Source organism: Blastococcus brunescens (assembly GCF_035320885.1).
Classification (GTDB): domain Bacteria; phylum Actinomycetota; class Actinomycetes; order Mycobacteriales; family Geodermatophilaceae; genus Blastococcus_B; species Blastococcus_B brunescens.
This window is the reverse complement of the sequence record NZ_CP141261.1, coordinates 4,774,265-4,789,292: the sequence shown is the minus strand read 5'-3', so window position 1 is coordinate 4,789,292 and position 15,028 is coordinate 4,774,265. Positions and strand designations below refer to the sequence as shown.

Below are 15,028 nucleotides of genomic sequence, written 5' to 3'. Positions count from 1 at the left end.
ACGACGCCGTGCCCTCGACGCCCACCATCACGGGGTTCAGGTCCAGCTCCACGATGCCGGGATCGTCCTCCACCAGCCGGGACACCGCCACGATGGTCTCGACGAGGGCGCCCACGTCGCGCCCGGCGTCACCACGGAAGCCGTCCAGGAGGGGCCACGCCCGCAGCCGGCGCAGCGCGTCGAGGGCCTGGGACGGCGAGACGGGCGCCATCGTGGTCACGACATCGGCGTGCACCTCGGTGGCGACCCCCGAGCCCCACGACGAGCGCGGCACCGAGCTGCGGGTCGCGCCGCGCGCCGACGAGGATCTCGAGCCCGCTCACCTGCTGCTGGAGGAGCAGCGGGTAGGCCTCCGGGCCGACCTTGGCCACCATCTCGCGGGCCGTCTCCGCCGCGGTCTCCGCGTCGCGCAGCCCGAGGACCACTCCTCCTGCGTCGGTCTTGTGCAGAAGACCCCCGGCCTTGAGGACGACGGGCCGGACGCCGAGACCGGTGAAGGCTGCGGCGACGTCGTCCGCGGAGTCGACCGCGACGATCCGGGCCTGTGGCACACCGACTCCGTCGAGGAGAGCGGCTACCTGGGCGGAGGGTAGGGCCTGCATCGGCACGTCGGATCTCTTTCCCGTGGAAGCGAGCGGCGTAGAACACATCCTATACAGTGTGGCAATGCCGCCGGAACCGGAGACGCGTGCCGCGGATTCCCTGCCGCTGGTCGTCCGGGAAGGCACGGACGCCGTCACCGTGCTGTTCGACCGGCCGGAACGCCGCAACGCCCTCTCGGTGGACATGAGCCGCGCTCTCGGCGAGGTGGTCGACCGGTACGCCACCACTTCCCTCCCCTGGTCCTCCGCAGCGGCACACCGGGCATGTTCGTGGCCGGCACCGACATCGCCTCGCTCAAGGCGCGAACGGTCGACGACAGCCTCGGCCGCGTGAACAGCTCCCTGTTCCAGCGCCTGCACGACCACCCGTGGCCCACCGTCGCACTGGTCGAGGGAGCGGCCCTCGGCGGCGGGTGCGAGCTCGCGCTGGCCTGCGACTTCCGGATCACCAGCGAGGACGCGCAGTGGGGACTTCCGGAGGTCCGCCTGGGCATCATCCCGAGTGCCGGCGCCCTGACCCGGCTGGCCGCACTCGTCGGTACCGGTGCGGCGACCGATCTGGTCCTCACCGGCCGGCGCATCCGGGGCGTCGAGGCCGCAACCATGGGGCTGGCGTCGCGGGTCGTCCCCGCCGACCTCCTCGACGCCACGCTCGAGGAGCTGCTGGCGGAGCTGGCGAAGGGCGCCCCCTGGCCCAGCGCCTGGCCAAGGAGGCCATGCGGGTCGGGGGCGACCGGCACCGCCTGGTCGACGCGGCGGCCCAGGCCCTGTGTATCGCCACCGACGACGCCCAGCAGCGCCTCCAGGCCGTGCTCGACCACACGGGCTGAGGCCACCGAGCACGGGGCGGCGCACTCCAGCCGCCGAGATGAGGAGAGTCGTGGACGAGCGTCAGATACGGAACACCATCGTCATCGGATCGGGCCCGGCGGGCTACACGGCGGCGATCTACCTCGCGCGGGCCAACCTCGGGCCGCTGGTGTTCGAGGGCGCCGTCACCGCAGGCGGTGCCCTCATGACCACGACCGACGTCGAGAACTTCCCCGGCTTCCCGGACGGGATCATGGGACCGGAGCTCATGGGCCACCTGCGCAGCCAGGCCGAGCGGTTCGGCGCGGAGCTCGTCACCGACGACGTCACCTCCGTGGACCTGACCGGCCCGGTCAAGGAGGTCCGGGTCGGCGAGGAGACCTACCGGGCGAAGACGGTCGTGCTGGCCATGGGGTCGGCCTACCGGGAGCTGGGCATCCCGGGCGAGAAGGAGCTCTCCGGCCACGGGGTGAGCTGGTGCGCGACCTGCGACGGGTTCTTCTTCCGGGACCAGGACATCGCCGTCGTCGGCGGCGGCGACAGCGCCCTGGAGGAGGCCACCTTCCTCACCCGGTTCGCGCGGAAGGTGTTCCTCGTCCACCGGCGGGACACGCTCCGCGCGAGCAAGATCATGCAGGAGCGGGCCTTCGACAACCCCACGATCGAGATTGTGTGGGACACCGAGGTCGAGGAGGCCGTCGGCGAGGACGGCCGGCTGGCGACGGTGCGCACCCGCAACCGACGTACGGGTGAGGACGGCGAGCTGGCGGTCACCGGCCTGTTCATCGCCGTCGGACACGACCCGCGGTCGGAGTTGGTGCGCGGCCAGGTGGACCTGGACCCGGAGGGGTACGTCCGGACGACGACCGGCACCGCCACCGACCTCGACGGCGTGTTCGCCTGCGGGGACCTGGTCGACCACGTCTACCGGCAGGCGATCACCGCTGCGGGGACCGGATGCATGGCCGCCCTCGACGCGGAGCGGTGGCTGGCCGCACGCGAGGGCGAGACGGCCACCGATGCCGGCGCCGGCTCGACCCCGCAGGAGCTCGGCCACACCGAGCACCCGCACGAGCCCGGACCGCTGGAGCGCCTCCACCCCTGACCGCCCGGGTCAGCCCTGGGCGCGGTACCACCGCGGCGACGTGGTGAGCGGCGGCGTGAAGGCCGCCTCGAGCACCAGCAGCGACGGCCCGCCGGACGCGAGGCCGTCGGCCATGGCCGGCCCCAGTTCGCCGACGGTGACCCGGCGCGCCAGCACGCCGAAGGACCGCGCGAGGGCCACGAAGTCCGGCGATCCGAGGTCGCACCCCAGCGGCTCCTCGTCCCGGTGGGTGAAGTCGTACCGCAACATGCCGTACCCGCCGTCGTCCACCAGCACGACGGTCACCGGGAGCCGTTCCTGGGCAGCGGTGGCGAGCTCGCCGCAGGCGTAGAGGAACCCGCCGTCCCCGACCAGCGCCACCGTGGGCCGGCCGGACAGCGCAGCCCCGAGCGACGCGGGAAGCCGAAGCCGAGCGTCCCCCACCCGACCGGGTAGGCCAGCCCGCGGGCGGCGGCGACCGTGCCGAACGCCGCGTACCAGTACCCCGGGATGCACATGTCCGCCACCACGACGGCGTCCGGTGGCAAGCCGGACTCGAACGCCGCCAGGAAGTCGACCTCCGGGCCCGCGTGGGCCGACCGTCCCGCGGGCCGCGCCCACCACGCCGCCCGCGGCTCTCCGGGGAGCGCTGTGAGCAGCCCGCGCAGCGCGTCCGCGGCGTCCGCCTCGACCCACACGTCCGGCGGATAGGTCACCGGCCGGGCGAGGTCGAGCGCGATCAGCCGGGGCGGCCGCGGCTGCCGGAAGCCCTGGGTGTTCATCGCATCCAGGTCGCTGCCGACGACGAGCACCACGTCGGCGTCGTCCCACAGCCGCCCCGCCTCGGGGGCGTGCGGGGAAGGGGCACCAGCCAGGGTGAGTCCGGCGACAGGAGTCCACGCCCGCCGTAGGAGGTCAGCACCGGCGCCCCGAGCCGCTCGGCGACCCGCGCGACCAGATCGCCGGCCCCGGCCGCGGTGGCGCCGCCGCCGGCCCACACCAGCGGTCGACGGGCGGCCGCCAGCTCCGTGACGGCCGCGCCGAGGACACCTCGTCGAGGGACACCTCGCCTGCCCGGCCAGTCGGCTGCTCGGGCTCCGCGACGGGTTCCGGCACCTCGGCACCCAGCAGATCGGTGGGGATCTCCACGTACACGGGGCGCCGGGGGCCGTCATCGCCAGCCGGCCGGCGCGGAGAACCTCGGCGTGGATCCGGTCGGCCCGGTCGATCCGCACGACCGCCTTCGTGACCGGCCGGAAGAACCCCGCCTGGTCCGTCGTCTCGTGCAGCACCCCCGGTACTCGCCGGCGCGACGATCGGTCGTGGGGATGTCGGTGGCGATGACGAGAACCGGGGAGTGGCAGGCCCAGGCCTCACCGGTCGCCGCGACCGCGTTCGCCGCGCCCGGACCGGTCGTGGTCAGGGCGACCCCCAGCCGTCCGGTCGCCCGGGCATACCCGTCAGCGGCATAGGCGGCCGTCTGCTCGTGCCGGACGCCGACCAACCGGACACCGCTGCCGGGGAACGCGCGCCAGGCCGCGAGGTTGTGCACCCCGGGAGCCCGAAGGCGGTCTCCACTCCCAGTGCGCGCAACGCTTCGACGAGTGCTCGGCCGCCCGTGGGCATCGGACCTCCTGGTCAGGGCACGCGGTCGGCCCGGGCTGCTGGTGGGCCGGCGGGCCGCTGTCCTGGACCGGAGACTATCCACCGCTCTCCTCGGTCGAGGTCGGGCCGAGTCAGGACGGCGCGGCCGGTTCGGCCTCGGGGGACGGCGCGGAGGTGGCCGTCGGCGGCTCGGGGGCGGTCAGGAAGCTGGCGTAGTCGGCCGCGGTCAGCGGTGACGACGTCAGTTGCCCACCGGGCAGCGGCGCCTCCACCGGGTCGCCGGCGATGGTGAGCCGGACGGCGTCGACCCCGCGAATGCTCGTCGCCGTCAGCACGATCTGCGCGACCGCCCGTCGGCCCGCCCCACCGGAGGGCGCCGCCGACGGCTGCCCGAGGTCGATCGTCGCGACCCGGTCGGTCAGGTCGCTCACCGACAGCCGCACCTCCGGCGTCAGGACGGTGGACAGCTCGTCCTCGAGCTCCGCGGCCGTCGGACCCGCCTCCAGGGAGGCGAGGAGGTCGGCCAGCCGCTCGCGCAGCGAGCCCCCTCCACCTCCCGGGGACGACCGACCAGGACGTCGCCCGCGGCGACCAGGAACACCTGGGACGGCGCCTCGGCCGGGGCGGACGTGGTCGGACCGGTCGCCTCCGGGCTCGACTGCGCCAGCCCGTAGGGCACCTCCGACGACGGGATGGCCCGGGGCGCCCCCGGCGGGCACGCCGCACCCCCGACGCCAAGGACCACGAGCCCCACCAGGCCGATCAGCACGGCCCGCCGACGCCCGGTCACGACTGCGCCGCCGGGAGCGAGAGGGTGAAGCGCGCGCCGCCCTCCGGCGCGTCCGAGCACCACGCGGCGCCACCGTGCCGGGCCGCGGTCTCCGCCACGATCGCCAGCCCGAGGCCCGCGCCGGGCAGCGACCTGCGGGCGGCCCGCGGGCCCCGGGCGAAGCGCTCGAAGATCCGCTCGCGGTCCTCGGGGACGACCCCGGGCCGGCGTCGTCGACGGTCACGAGGACGGCGCCGTCGTGGCGTTCGACGCAGACCGCGCGGGCTCCCCTGCGTGCCGGTCGGCGTTGTCCATGAGGTTGCGGACCGCCCGCTCGAGGCTGGTCTTGTCACCCTGCACCGTCGTGTCGGCGTCGTCGTCCACGTCGAGCAGCTCCTCCGGCCGACCGCTGGCGGCCAGCACCTCGCGCACCAGCATGGTCAGGGACACCCGCTGGGCCGCCCCTCCACGGGCGCGCCGTCCAGCCGGGCCAGTTGCAGCAGGTCCTCGAGGGTGCGCTGGAAGCGCGTCAGCTCGCCCTCCACCATGGCCAGCGCCTCGCGGCCCCGGGGTGACAGCTCCTCGCGCCGGGCGCCGAGCACCTCGACGCTGGTGACCAGCGTGGTCAGCGGGCTGCGCAACTCGTGGCTCACGTCGCCCACGAAGCGGGCGTCCCGCTCGATCCGGGCGGCCAGCGCGTCGACCATGCTGTTGAAGCTGGCCACGATGCCGACCAGGTCCGGGTCGTCGGTGACCGGCAGCCGCGTGGTCAGCTCGCCGCCGGCGATGCGGGTGGCGGCCCCCGCCACCTGCTCCAGCGGCTGCACCGCGCGGCGGCTGGCCCACACGCCGAAGGCCGACCCGGCGGCGGTCGCGGCCAGCGCGCCGGCCCCGAGCACCGCCGCCAGGGTGTTCAGCACCTGCCGCAGCTCGGTCAGCGGGGCCACCTCGTAGAACTCGACGTCGGCGCTGGGGAGGGTGAGGCCGACGACCAGCCGTGGGCCGTCGTCGGTCTCGACGACGACGCTGGCGGCCGGCTCGGTCCCCACCAGCTCCTGGAGGTCCTCGGGGATGTCGCGGGCGCCGACGTCCAGGCTGGAGGAGTACCAGGCGTCCGCGCTGCGCAGCACGACGTCCGCGCTGCCCGACGGCACCAGCTCGCCGAGCACCTCGCCCACCTCTGCGCCCGCCGTCGCCAGCCGGCTGTCCAGCACGTTCGCGTCGGCGAAGGCCTGCCGGGTGAGCGAGGCCTCGCGCTGGTCCAGCAGGTAGCTGCGGGCCAGCAGGAACGTGACGACCACCAGGACGACGGAGACCAGCAGCGTGCCGGCGGCGTAGCCGAGGACGATCCGGGCCCGCAGTCCCTTTCCCCAGAACGTCGGCCCCCGGAGAGCCACCCCCGGAGGGCGGTGCTCACTGGGGGTCCAGCCGGTACCCCAGGCCGCGGACGGTGACCACCACACGAGGCGTGCTCGGGTCGCGCTCCACCTTCGTGCGCAGCCGGCGCACGTGGACGTCGACCAGCCGCTCGTCGCCGAAGAAGCCGTGCTGCCAGACCCGCTCGAGCAGCGCCTGACGGCTGAACACCCGGCCCGGGGCGGCGGCCAGCTCGCACAGCAGGCGGAACTCCGTCAGCGTCAGGGGCAGCTGCTCCTCACCGCGGTGCACCGTCCCGCTGGCCTCCCGCAGGACCAGGGGCGCCACCGGGTCGGCGTCCAGGACCACGGCCTCGGGCTGGGCGTCGGCCTGGGCGCCCGGTGTGACCCGCCGGCGCAGCGCCCGCAGCCGCGCGCTGATCTCCTTGACCGCGAACGGCTTGGTCACGTAGTCGTCGGCGCCGGCGTCGAGTGCTGCCTCGATGTCGCTGGTGTCGGCGCGGGCGCTCACCACGATGATCGGCAGGTCCAGGGTTCGGCGGACCTGCCGGATCACCTCGAAGCCGTCCATCGACCCGAGCATCAGGTCCACGATCATCAGGTCCGGCGCGCTCACCGCGACGGCCTGCAGCGCCTCCTCACCCGAGCCGGCCTCCGCGACGTCGTAGCCCTCGTCCTCGAGCGCCCACCGGAGCGCCGTCCGGATGTGGTCGTCGTCCTCCACCACCAGCAGTCGCAGCGCCATCGCAGGACATGGTGCCACCGCCGTCGCCGTGCCCGCGCAGCCACCGCAGTGCCGTCATCGAATCGCAAAGCCGCTCCCCGGCCCATCGCAATGTCGGCGGTCCACGCTCGGGGCCCGCCATCGACCGCCCGCAGCCAAGGAGATGCCGATGCCCGCAGCACCTGCGGTCCGCGCCGCCGCGCACAGCCGGCTGGACGCCGACCGCGACCGCGTGACGATCCGGCTCAGCGACGATCTCCTCGCCGACGGGCTGGCCGACGTCCGCTGGCTGCTGCACGACGCCCTGCTCGCCGGCGCGCGCCGGCTGGTCGTCGACCTCAGCGCGGTGCAGCACCTGTCCAGCCCCGCCGTCGCGAGCTTCCTGTCCGCGCACCGCACGTGCCGGGCCCGCGGCGGCTCCGTCGTCCTGCGCGGCGCCAACCGGCGCACCCTCGACCTGCTCCACCGGACCGGTCTGTGGCGGGTCCTGGAGCTCGAGACCGCCCGTCGGGCGGCTTGATGCTCCGCGAGACCATTGACCGCCGGACCGGTTCCATCCGCGCCAGCGGCCGTCTCACCCTGCTCGGCGCCGACCTGCTGCGGGGTACCGCCGAATCCCTCCACGAGGACGGCCACGTGCGCGTGGTCCTCGATCTGCGGGACGTCCGGGACGCCGACGCCGCCGGCCTGGACCTCCTGCGCGGGCTGGGGCAGGAGTTCGCGGCCCGGGGCGGAGAGCTCGTCGTCCGGCACGCCCCGGTCACCGTCTAGCGCGGGCTCACCCCAGAGCGGTCACGAGCGAGCTGCCCGTCCCGCCGCACGGGTGGACGACGAAGCCCAGGTTGGCGAGGACCTCGGCGATCGCGGCGTTCATGGACCGCTGCACGGTGGCGTCCGCCGCGGCGCCCCGCAGGTGGTGCATGCTCAGCCGGTCGTGGGCCCGCCAGCTGACCACCACGCCGCTGAGGTCGAGGTCGGGCACCAAGCACACCCCGCCCGCGGTCTGCGCGGCGTCGTGCAGCGGCAGGCCGGCCTCCACCAGCGCGGCCGCGACCTCGACCACCAGCGTGGTCAGCGGGTCGGTGTCGGACAGCAGCTCGTCCCAGTCCCGCGGGAGCCGATCCAGCTGGTCACCCAGCTCACCGAGCCACGCCCGCTCCTCGGGCGAGGGGCGCAGGGCCACGCCGTCGTCGGGACGCCGGATGCCGTGCACGGAGACGGCGGACAGCTCGCCGGACAGCGCCGCCCAGTCCGCGTCGACCCGGTCGGCGAACGGGCCGGCCACCACCTGGGCGCGGTCGTCGATCAGCCACCAGTGGGCACCGCCGGTGGGCTGCGCCGGTGCCGTCCGGACGGCGACATCGACAGCCTGGGGCCGCCCCTGCGCCGCCGCGCCACCGGCCGGCGCGGACGGGGCGGCCGGGGCCCGGCGTCCGGCGGGGTGCGTTCCGGACGAGCGGGCATGGGCACGCTCCTGGACCCGGGCACCGTTCCGTTCGAACTCGTAGCGGGCGGTCGAGCTCGCGCCCAGGACCACCACCAGACCGGTCAACAGCAGAAAACCCAGCACCGCCATCGCCGGCGAAGCCAGCGTCGCGCCCATCGTCACCCGTGGACTCCTCAGCACCCGTCGCCGCGGTGGGGAAGTACCGCGGACAGGTGCAATGGTCAGGTCCTGGGCCGGCGCTGCCGATGACTTCCGACTGCCGGAGCCGGGCCCGTCACCGGATCGTTGCGCGGGGCCTCCAGCGCGACCGGTGACGTGCCTCACGGGCCGCCGCCTTGTCGACATGCGGTGCGCTCACCTGCGCAAACGCGGGAGATCGGCGCTCGATCATCCCTCGGCGGGGTCTCGACGCGGCGTGTCGGGCGCCCGGGACGGGGCGATGTGCACCCATGGCGGGTTCCGGCGTCAGAACGCGCCACGGTCGCACATCGCCTCTGACGACCGGCTGCCCGGGACGGCACTCGGAGGCGAGCGGAGGGCGTGGGATTCGAACCCACGAAGAGGGGTTACCTCTTAGCGGTTTTCAAGACCGCCGCCATCGGCCACTAGGCGAGCCCTCCTGGCCCGGTCGAGGTTAGTGCGTCATTCGTCCACGCCGGCGGCCGTGTGTGCCACCCGGCCGCTGTTGCCCTGCCCCGGGACCGACCGGAGCGACTCCCGTGCCGCCTCCTCGGCGTCGTAGGAGTAGAGCCAGGAGTTGTGTGCCAGGGGTCGTCCGCGGCGAATGCGGCATCGCGGTCACGCTGCTCGGGGCCGTCCGGCAGATGGTGGTGACCGCGTCGTCCCCGGCTGGCCACCTGCACGCGGGCCGCCCGCCCACCGCGGACCGCCTCGTAGCGGGCCAGCGCGTCCGGCGCCGGCAGCCCTGGGTCGCTGAGGCAGACGGCAAGGGCCGCGGCATCCTCGATGGCCTGGCCGGCGCCCTGTGCGAAGAACGGGAACATCGGATGCGCGGCGTCGCCGAGCAGGGCCAACCGACCTGCGGTCCAGGTGTCGACGGGGTCGCGGTCGAGCAGTGCCCACCGGCCGACCTCGCCGGCGCCGGCCACGAGCGCCAGCAGCCGCGAATCCCAGCCCTCGAACTCGGCGGCGAGGTCCTCGACGCGGCCCCGGGACTCCCAGGATTCGACGTCGAAGTCGCCGGCGGGCGTGAAGGCGACCAGGTTGATCAGCCGGCCCCGGGAGACGGGATAATGCACGAGATGCCGGTGAGGGCCCAGCCACAGGGTCTGCACCGGCCGCCGGGCCAGGTCCGGCGCCGCCTCGGCAGGGACCAGGGACCGCCAGGCGCAGACGCCGGAGTACCGCGGCGGCTCCGGCCGCGTGACGACGCCGCGCAAGGCCGAGTGGATACCGTCGGCGGCGATCACCACGTCCGCGTCCACCGTATTGCCGTCGGCAAAGTGCAGCCGGATGCCGTCGGCGTCCTGATCCACACCGACCGCGCGGGCACCGAGGTGCACTGCGGTCGGCTCGACGGCCGAGCGGAGGAGCGCGAGCAGGTCCGCCCGGTGGACCACCCAGGTGTCCTCCCCGTACATCTCCGCGGAATCGTCGAGGCACTGACCGAACAGGACCTCGCCGTTCTGCCACCTGCGGAACTCCCAGCCCACCTCCAGCCGCACGCCCGACGCCGCCAGGCCCTCGTGCAACCCGAGGCGGCGCAACAGCCGTCCCATGTTGGGGGCGACCACCAGCCCGGCACCGATCTCCTCGAATGCACGCGCCTGCTCGAAGACCGACACCTCCAGGCCGGCCCGCCTGAGAAACGCGGCCGCGGCCAAGCCCCCGATGCCCCCACCGGCGACCGCCACCCGTCTGACCGCTCGCGGCACCACGGCTCCTCCCGTCGCAGGTTCCTGGCGGACCAGCGGACCGCCCGGTGCCAGCATGGCGCTCGCGCAGGGAAGAGTGATCCCCGTCTCTCGCCGGGTGAGAAGACCAGGCGCGCATGCGCAGGAGTCGATCGACACTCCCGGCATGAGGGGCACGGACGGCATTCAGACACACGAGATCGACGCGGGGGCTACCACACCCGCTACTGGGAGGCTGGTGATCCGGCTGCCGCACCGGTCGTCCTGCTGCACGACGGGGCATGGGGAGCCGACGGCTACGTGACCTGGTCCGACGTCATGGCCGACCTGGCCGCCGACCATCACGTCCTCGCACCCGACCTGCTCGGCTTCGGGGGCACCGACAAGGTCGTCTACTTCGACCGACCGCCCTACCCCTTCCGGATCACGCACGTCGGCGCCTTCTGCCGGGCCGTCGGGTTGACCCGGCCCGCTCATTTCGTCGGGACGTCGTTCGGTGGCTCGATGGTCCTGCGCGCCTGCCACGGCACCGACTGGGAGATGGCGTCGGTGACGAGCATCGGCGGCACCGGCGGGCCGTGGCGACTGGAGCTCGGCAAGCAGGTGCTCACCGAGTTGCAGCCGGGACGGGAGTACATCGAGCGGGTGGTGGAGCTGCTGACCAACGATGTCACGGGCTTCGAGGACAACGTCGACCGGCGACTGGCCAACAGCCTGCTCCCCGGCCACTACGGCGCCATGGTGTCGCTGCGCCTCCAGCATCCTCAGGCGCCGCCGGTGACCCGCGTGGACGACTATCCGGCCACCCTGGCCTCCGCGCGCTGCCCCGTCACCGTCGTCGAGATGAGCGAGGACCGGCTGATGGAGGCGGGCTGGACCGCGCACGTGAAGGCGACCGCTCCCCAGGTCGACGTCGTCCACATGGCAGGGCCGCACTGCCCCAACCTGACCGCCCCCGCCAAGACCGCCGACCTCTTGCGCCGCATCTTCGCCCGCGCCGCCTGACGCCCGCGTCGCCGGAGCCGCGGCCCCTGCGACGGGGACCGCGGCTGCGGCGTCACGGGCGCGATCAGTCGCTCTGCTCCGCGATCAACTGCTCCACGTCCACCTCGTCCTCGATGAAGCCGTGGGCGCGCATGAGCTCCTCGACCTGGCTGATGTCCTCGAGGTTGCTCTCGACGGCGAAGTTGATCGGGTTCAGCTGGGCCGCGACCTCGGGTGTGAGCTGGGTATAGGTCGGCACGATCTCGGCGACCATGGACGGGTCCTCGTCGATCATCTCCATGGCGGCGTCCATCGCGCGGGTGAAGGCCGCGAGCGTGTTCGGGTTCTCCTGCGCGAACTGGGCGCTCGTCGCCCAGCCGGCGACGGGGAGGTCCTCGGTGGACCCGGAGAAGACGTCCAGCACCGCGACGGCGTCGGTCGTGTTGTCCGCGATGGTGACGAACGGCTCCGCCAGCCAGGCGGCGTCCACGTTGCCCGTGCCCAACGCCGCCAGCATGTCCGGCGGTGGAAGCTCCACGAACTGGACGCTGTCCGGGTCGACGCCGGCCTCGTCGAGCGCGGCCCGGGCGGTGAGCTCCATGATGTTGCCCAGCCCGTTGATGGCCACCGTCTTGCCCGCCAGGTCGGCCGGCTCGGCGATCCCGCTGGACGGCATGGAGTACAGCGCCTGGGGTCCGGGGCGGTCGTTCTCCCGGACCATCTTCAGGGGCAGCCCTCGGAGGCGGCCTGCACGACAGAGACGTAGTTCGTGTACACGATGTTCAGGTCCCCGGACACCAAGCCGGCGACGAGGCCGGCACCCCTCCGGCACCCACCTGCGGGGTGACCGTCAAGCCCTCCTCGTCGAACAATCCCTCCTCGACGGCGACGTAGAGGGCGGCGACCTCGGCGAACGGCTGCACGCCAACGGTCAGTTCCGTGGTCTCGGGGGCACCGTCGCCACCGCCGCCCGCCGCCGGTGTCCCCTCCTCGTCGGATGACCCGCCGCAGGCGGCGACGGACAACGTGCACAGAGCGGCGGCCATCGACATGGCGGCCTTCGCCCGGAGGGATCTCTTCACGGCGTACCTCTTCCTTTTCTCGGGGTGAGGGTGCGGGGCGCACGTCAGCTGAGGGCGAAGCCCTCGTAGTCCTTCGCCGCCACGTCGTCGGCCTTCTGGCGGTAGGTACCGACACCGCCGACGTACGGCATGAAGACCCGCGGCTTGCCGGGGGTGTTCGCGCCGAAGAACCAGGAGTTGGGCGACCGCGGGTAGAGCGTCCGCTCGGCCACCTCGTTGACGTGCTCGATCCACTGCTGCTCGGCGTTCTCGGTGGCCTCGGCCCGGGAGAGGCCCCGCAGTGAGAGCTCCTCGATCAGCGTGGCGATCCACTCGACGTGCTGCTCGATGCTGTTGACCATGTTGCTGAACACCGAGGGACTGCCGGGACCTGCGACGATGAACAGGTTGGGGAAGCCGGCCGGTGCGACACCGAGGTAGCTCCGCGGCCCGTGTGCCCACTTCTCCTGCAGGCTCTGCCCGCCGACACCGTGGATGTCGATCTTCAGCATCGACCCGGTCATGGCGTCGAAGCCCGTGGCGAAGACGATCACGTCGACGTCGTACTGCGCCTCTGTGGTGGCCAGCCCGGTCGGCGTGATCCGCTCGATGGGTGCGCTGCGGACATCCACCAGGGTGACGTTGTCCCGGTTGTAGGTCTCGTAGTAGCCGGTGCCCGAGCACAGGCGCTTGGTGCCGAAGTGGAAGCCGCGCGGCGTGAGCTTCTCAGCCACCTCGGGGTCCCGGACGATCTCGCGGATCTTGCCGCGGACGAACTCGGCGCACTCCTCGTTCGCGACCGGGTCGACCAGGATGTCCGAGAACGCCCGCATCATGTACAGGCCGCCCAGTTGCCACCGCAGCTCGAACTCCGCCGACCGCTCCTCGGCGGATACCTCCATCGCCTTCTGCGGGTTGGAGAGCTGGTTGTGGCCGAAACCAGACACCCGGGCGAACGCGCGGCGCTGCGGATACTCGGCCTTCCACTCGCGCTCGACCTTTTCGATCATGGCGTGGTTCTGCGCGGGCATGCAGAAGTTCGGGGTGCGCTGGAAGACCGTCAGGTGTGCCGCCTGCTCGGCCACCAGCGGGATCAGCTGGGTACCGGACGAGCCAGTACCGATGACCGCCACCCGCTTGCCGGTGACGTCGACGCCCTCGTGCGGCCAGTCACCGGTGTGGTACCACTCGCCATGGAAGTCCTCCAGGCCGTCGATCGCCGGCACCTGGGCCACCGAGAGCACGCCGGTGGCCAGCACGCAGAACTGGGCCGACACCACCTCGCCGTCCTCGGTGCGGACCGACCACCGTGACGCGTCGGCGTCGAAGGTGGCGCTGAGGACCCGAGCATCGCAGCGGATGTCGCGGCGCAGGTCGAAGCGCTCGGCGACGTGGTGGATGTAGCTCAGCAGCTCCGGCTGAGAGGCGTAGCGCTCGGTCCAGTGCCATTCCTGCTGCAGGTCGTCGTCGAACGAGTACGAGTAGTCGAGGCTCTCGATGTCGCACCGCGCCCCGGGTAGCGGTTGTGGAACCAGGTGCCCCCGATGTCGCTGCCGGCCTCGAACACCTGCACCCTGAGGCCGAGCTTGCGGAGCCGATAGAGGGCGTAGACCCCGGCGAAGCCCGCTCCCACCACGACCGCGTCGACGTGCCGGGGCTCGCCCTCGTCCACCCCGAGCAGGTGCCTGTGCACGCGTTGGTCATCGCTCATCCGTCGTCCTCCCACCACGCCGCGCCCGTCGGCAGCTCCGTCGGGCCTGCTCGATCGACGGCTTCGACTGTGCGCGCGACGACATGACGAGGACCACGTCCTTTCTCACGCGGCGAGAGAAGTACCGTGCTCCAGATCACCCCTCGGGCCACCATGGACCCATGGACGCGCTGGTCACGGGGCAGGCTCATCGCAGCGGCAGCACTCCGAGGGACAACCTGCTCACCAGAGCGGTGCGAATCCTCGAGGCCTTCGACGCGGGGCACCCGAGCCTGCCGGTGGCGGCGATCGCGCGACGAGCCGAGATCCCGGTGCCCACGACGTACCGGCTGGTCGGCGAGCTCGTCGACCTGGGGCTCCTGGAGCGTGGCGCGGACCGCCGGGTACGCGTCGGGGTGCGCATGTGGGAGCTTGCCTCACGGTCGTCGGCAGCGGTCAGCCTGCGTGACGTCGCCATCCCGTTCATGGACGACCTGCATGCGGCCGTCCGCCAGCACACGCAGCTCGCCGTCCTCGAGGGGACGGAGGTGCTCTACCTCGAGCGCAAGTCAGCCCGGGGAGCCGAGGTCGTCAACATCACACGCACCGCCAGCCGGCTGCCGTGGCACAGCTGCTCGTCAGGGCTGGTGATGGTGGCCCACGCGCCGGTCGCCACGCAGGAGAAGCTGCTCGCCGGCCACCTGGAGCCCTTGACGCGGTTGTCGGAGACCGACCCCGCAGAGCTGCGCCGGCACCTCGCCGAAACCCGCTACCGGGGCTACGCGGTCGTGCACGGCTGGGTCCACGAGGAGGCCGCCGGTGTCGCCGTCCCGGTGCGCGGGCCTGGCGATCAGGTGGTCGCGGCGCTGTCGGTGATCATCGCGAACGAGGAGGGCCGGGTGGCGCCGATGGTGCCCGCCCTGCTGACCACCGCACGTGGCATCGGCCGCGCCCTGGGCGCGGGAGCCGTCGCGACGCCCTCCCCGGGGGCTGACGGGCCGG

General features: G+C 73.2%; 21 protein-coding genes, 1 tRNA gene and 3 pseudogenes. 7 read left to right on the top strand and 18 right to left on the bottom strand.

Features of this window, described 5'->3' with window-relative positions:
* Window positions 1-70: 70 nt before the first annotated feature.
* Window positions 71-602 (bottom strand): annotated as a pseudogene (locus U6N30_RS32280) (acetate--CoA ligase family protein); the annotation flags it as partial.
* A 64-nt stretch (window positions 603-666) separates the two neighbouring features.
* Here U6N30_RS32280 and U6N30_RS32275 point away from each other — a divergent pair.
* The 3 genes and pseudogenes from U6N30_RS32275 to trxB all read left to right on the top strand — a co-directional run bounded on the left by U6N30_RS32275 (window position 667) and on the right by trxB (window position 2,517).
* On the top strand, window positions 667-936 hold the full coding sequence (locus U6N30_RS32275) for a hypothetical protein (RefSeq protein WP_324275508.1): 270 nt from the start codon (window positions 667-669) through the stop codon (window positions 934-936).
* Window positions 867-1,232 (top strand): annotated as a pseudogene (locus tag U6N30_RS35085) (enoyl-CoA hydratase/isomerase family protein); the annotation flags it as partial. The gene U6N30_RS32275 and the pseudogene U6N30_RS35085, both read left to right, overlap by 70 nt.
* A gap of 250 nt (window positions 1,233-1,482) precedes the next feature.
* Window positions 1,483-2,517, top strand: a complete 1,035-nt coding sequence (trxB, locus tag U6N30_RS32270; RefSeq protein WP_324275507.1) for a thioredoxin-disulfide reductase — start codon at window positions 1,483-1,485, stop codon at window positions 2,515-2,517.
* Between the two features lie 9 nt (window positions 2,518-2,526).
* Here trxB and U6N30_RS32265 read toward each other — a convergent pair whose 3' ends face one another.
* The 10 genes from U6N30_RS32265 to U6N30_RS32220 all read right to left on the bottom strand — a co-directional run bounded on the left by U6N30_RS32265 (window position 2,527) and on the right by U6N30_RS32220 (window position 6,991).
* The gene (locus tag U6N30_RS32265) at window positions 2,527-2,877 is read right to left on the bottom strand and encodes a thiamine pyrophosphate-dependent enzyme (RefSeq protein WP_324275506.1); all 351 of its coding nucleotides are present in this window, start codon (window positions 2,875-2,877) and stop codon (window positions 2,527-2,529) included.
* Complete coding sequence (locus U6N30_RS32260; protein ID WP_324275505.1) at window positions 2,799-3,311, bottom strand: hypothetical protein; 513 nt, start codon at window positions 3,309-3,311, stop codon at window positions 2,799-2,801. Before U6N30_RS32260 ends, U6N30_RS32265 begins: the two co-directional genes overlap by 79 nt.
* Window positions 3,275-3,496 (bottom strand): hypothetical protein, encoded by a 222-nt coding sequence (locus U6N30_RS32255; protein ID WP_324275504.1) that lies wholly within the window; start codon window positions 3,494-3,496, stop codon window positions 3,275-3,277. Before U6N30_RS32255 ends, U6N30_RS32260 begins: the two co-directional genes overlap by 37 nt.
* Window positions 3,497-3,667: 171 nt before the next feature.
* Window positions 3,668-4,048, bottom strand: a complete 381-nt coding sequence (locus U6N30_RS32250) for a thiamine pyrophosphate-binding protein (RefSeq protein WP_324275503.1) — start codon at window positions 4,046-4,048, stop codon at window positions 3,668-3,670.
* A 184-nt stretch (window positions 4,049-4,232) separates the two neighbouring features.
* The gene (locus tag U6N30_RS32245) at window positions 4,233-4,607 is read right to left on the bottom strand and encodes a GerMN domain-containing protein (protein ID WP_422678169.1); all 375 of its coding nucleotides are present in this window, start codon (window positions 4,605-4,607) and stop codon (window positions 4,233-4,235) included.
* A complete protein-coding gene (locus U6N30_RS32240; protein ID WP_324278635.1) occupies window positions 4,553-4,891 on the bottom strand; it encodes a hypothetical protein in 339 nt (112 codons plus the stop codon). The genes U6N30_RS32245 and U6N30_RS32240 overlap by 55 nt, the downstream gene beginning before the upstream one ends.
* A complete protein-coding gene (locus U6N30_RS32235; RefSeq protein ID WP_324278571.1) occupies window positions 4,888-5,145 on the bottom strand; it encodes a sensor histidine kinase in 258 nt (85 codons plus the stop codon). Before U6N30_RS32235 ends, U6N30_RS32240 begins: the two co-directional genes overlap by 4 nt.
* The gene (locus U6N30_RS32230) at window positions 5,111-5,320 is read right to left on the bottom strand and encodes an ATP-binding protein (RefSeq protein ID WP_324275502.1); all 210 of its coding nucleotides are present in this window, start codon (window positions 5,318-5,320) and stop codon (window positions 5,111-5,113) included. The genes U6N30_RS32235 and U6N30_RS32230 overlap by 35 nt, the downstream gene beginning before the upstream one ends.
* Window positions 5,311-6,267, bottom strand: coding sequence for a histidine kinase dimerization/phospho-acceptor domain-containing protein (locus tag U6N30_RS32225; protein ID WP_324275501.1), 957 nt, complete (start codon window positions 6,265-6,267; stop codon window positions 5,311-5,313). Before U6N30_RS32225 ends, U6N30_RS32230 begins: the two co-directional genes overlap by 10 nt.
* A gap of 16 nt (window positions 6,268-6,283) precedes the next feature.
* The gene (locus tag U6N30_RS32220; protein ID WP_324275500.1) at window positions 6,284-6,991 is read right to left on the bottom strand and encodes a response regulator transcription factor; all 708 of its coding nucleotides are present in this window, start codon (window positions 6,989-6,991) and stop codon (window positions 6,284-6,286) included.
* Window positions 6,992-7,139: 148 nt separating this feature from the next.
* On the opposite strand from U6N30_RS32220, the gene U6N30_RS32215 reads away from it, so the two are divergent.
* Both U6N30_RS32215 and U6N30_RS32210 read left to right on the top strand, forming a co-directional pair.
* Window positions 7,140-7,490: an STAS domain-containing protein gene (locus tag U6N30_RS32215; protein WP_324275499.1), complete on the top strand. Its 351-nt coding sequence runs from the start codon at window positions 7,140-7,142 to the stop codon at window positions 7,488-7,490.
* Window positions 7,490-7,741, top strand: a complete 252-nt coding sequence (locus U6N30_RS32210) for an STAS domain-containing protein (protein WP_324275498.1) — start codon at window positions 7,490-7,492, stop codon at window positions 7,739-7,741. Before U6N30_RS32215 ends, U6N30_RS32210 begins: the two co-directional genes overlap by 1 nt.
* A 7-nt stretch (window positions 7,742-7,748) precedes the next feature.
* Here U6N30_RS32210 and U6N30_RS32205 read toward each other — a convergent pair whose 3' ends face one another.
* The 3 genes from U6N30_RS32205 to U6N30_RS32195 form a co-directional block, all read right to left on the bottom strand.
* Window positions 7,749-8,573 carry a hypothetical protein gene (locus tag U6N30_RS32205; protein WP_324278570.1) on the bottom strand — a complete coding sequence of 275 codons (825 nt, stop codon included), beginning with the start codon at window positions 8,571-8,573 and terminating at the stop codon, window positions 7,749-7,751.
* 376 nt (window positions 8,574-8,949) lie between these two features.
* A tRNA-Ser gene (locus tag U6N30_RS32200) sits at window positions 8,950-9,037 on the bottom strand.
* The gene (locus U6N30_RS32195; RefSeq protein WP_324275497.1) at window positions 9,023-10,312 is read right to left on the bottom strand and encodes an FAD-dependent monooxygenase; all 1,290 of its coding nucleotides are present in this window, start codon (window positions 10,310-10,312) and stop codon (window positions 9,023-9,025) included. Before U6N30_RS32195 ends, U6N30_RS32200 begins: the two co-directional genes overlap by 15 nt.
* Here U6N30_RS32195 and U6N30_RS32190 point away from each other — a divergent pair.
* Window positions 10,205-11,296 carry an alpha/beta fold hydrolase gene (locus tag U6N30_RS32190; RefSeq protein WP_324278569.1) on the top strand — a complete coding sequence of 364 codons (1,092 nt, stop codon included), beginning with the start codon at window positions 10,205-10,207 and terminating at the stop codon, window positions 11,294-11,296. The genes U6N30_RS32195 and U6N30_RS32190 overlap by 108 nt on opposite strands.
* A gap of 64 nt (window positions 11,297-11,360) precedes the next feature.
* Here the strand turns inward: U6N30_RS32190 and U6N30_RS32185 are convergent, their stop codons facing one another.
* Genes U6N30_RS32185 through U6N30_RS32170 form a run of 4 tightly spaced genes read right to left on the bottom strand, consistent with a single transcriptional unit; the run spans window position 11,361 to window position 14,047 of the window.
* A complete protein-coding gene (locus tag U6N30_RS32185) occupies window positions 11,361-12,107 on the bottom strand; it encodes an ABC transporter substrate-binding protein (protein ID WP_324275496.1) in 747 nt (248 codons plus the stop codon).
* The gene (locus U6N30_RS32180) at window positions 12,058-12,357 is read right to left on the bottom strand and encodes a substrate-binding domain-containing protein (RefSeq protein WP_324275495.1); all 300 of its coding nucleotides are present in this window, start codon (window positions 12,355-12,357) and stop codon (window positions 12,058-12,060) included. Before U6N30_RS32180 ends, U6N30_RS32185 begins: the two co-directional genes overlap by 50 nt.
* A gap of 44 nt (window positions 12,358-12,401) precedes the next feature.
* Entirely contained in the window at window positions 12,402-13,736 is a 1,335-nt protein-coding gene (locus tag U6N30_RS32175) for a flavin-containing monooxygenase (RefSeq protein WP_324278568.1), read from the bottom strand.
* 5 nt (window positions 13,737-13,741) lie between these two features.
* Entirely contained in the window at window positions 13,742-14,047 is a 306-nt protein-coding gene (locus U6N30_RS32170) for an FAD-dependent oxidoreductase (RefSeq protein WP_324275494.1), read from the bottom strand.
* 83 nt (window positions 14,048-14,130) lie between these two features.
* Between U6N30_RS32170 and U6N30_RS32165 the strand changes: the two are divergent.
* Window positions 14,131-14,904: pseudogene (locus tag U6N30_RS32165) on the top strand (IclR family transcriptional regulator); the annotation flags it as partial.
* Window positions 14,905-15,028 lie beyond the last annotated feature (124 nt).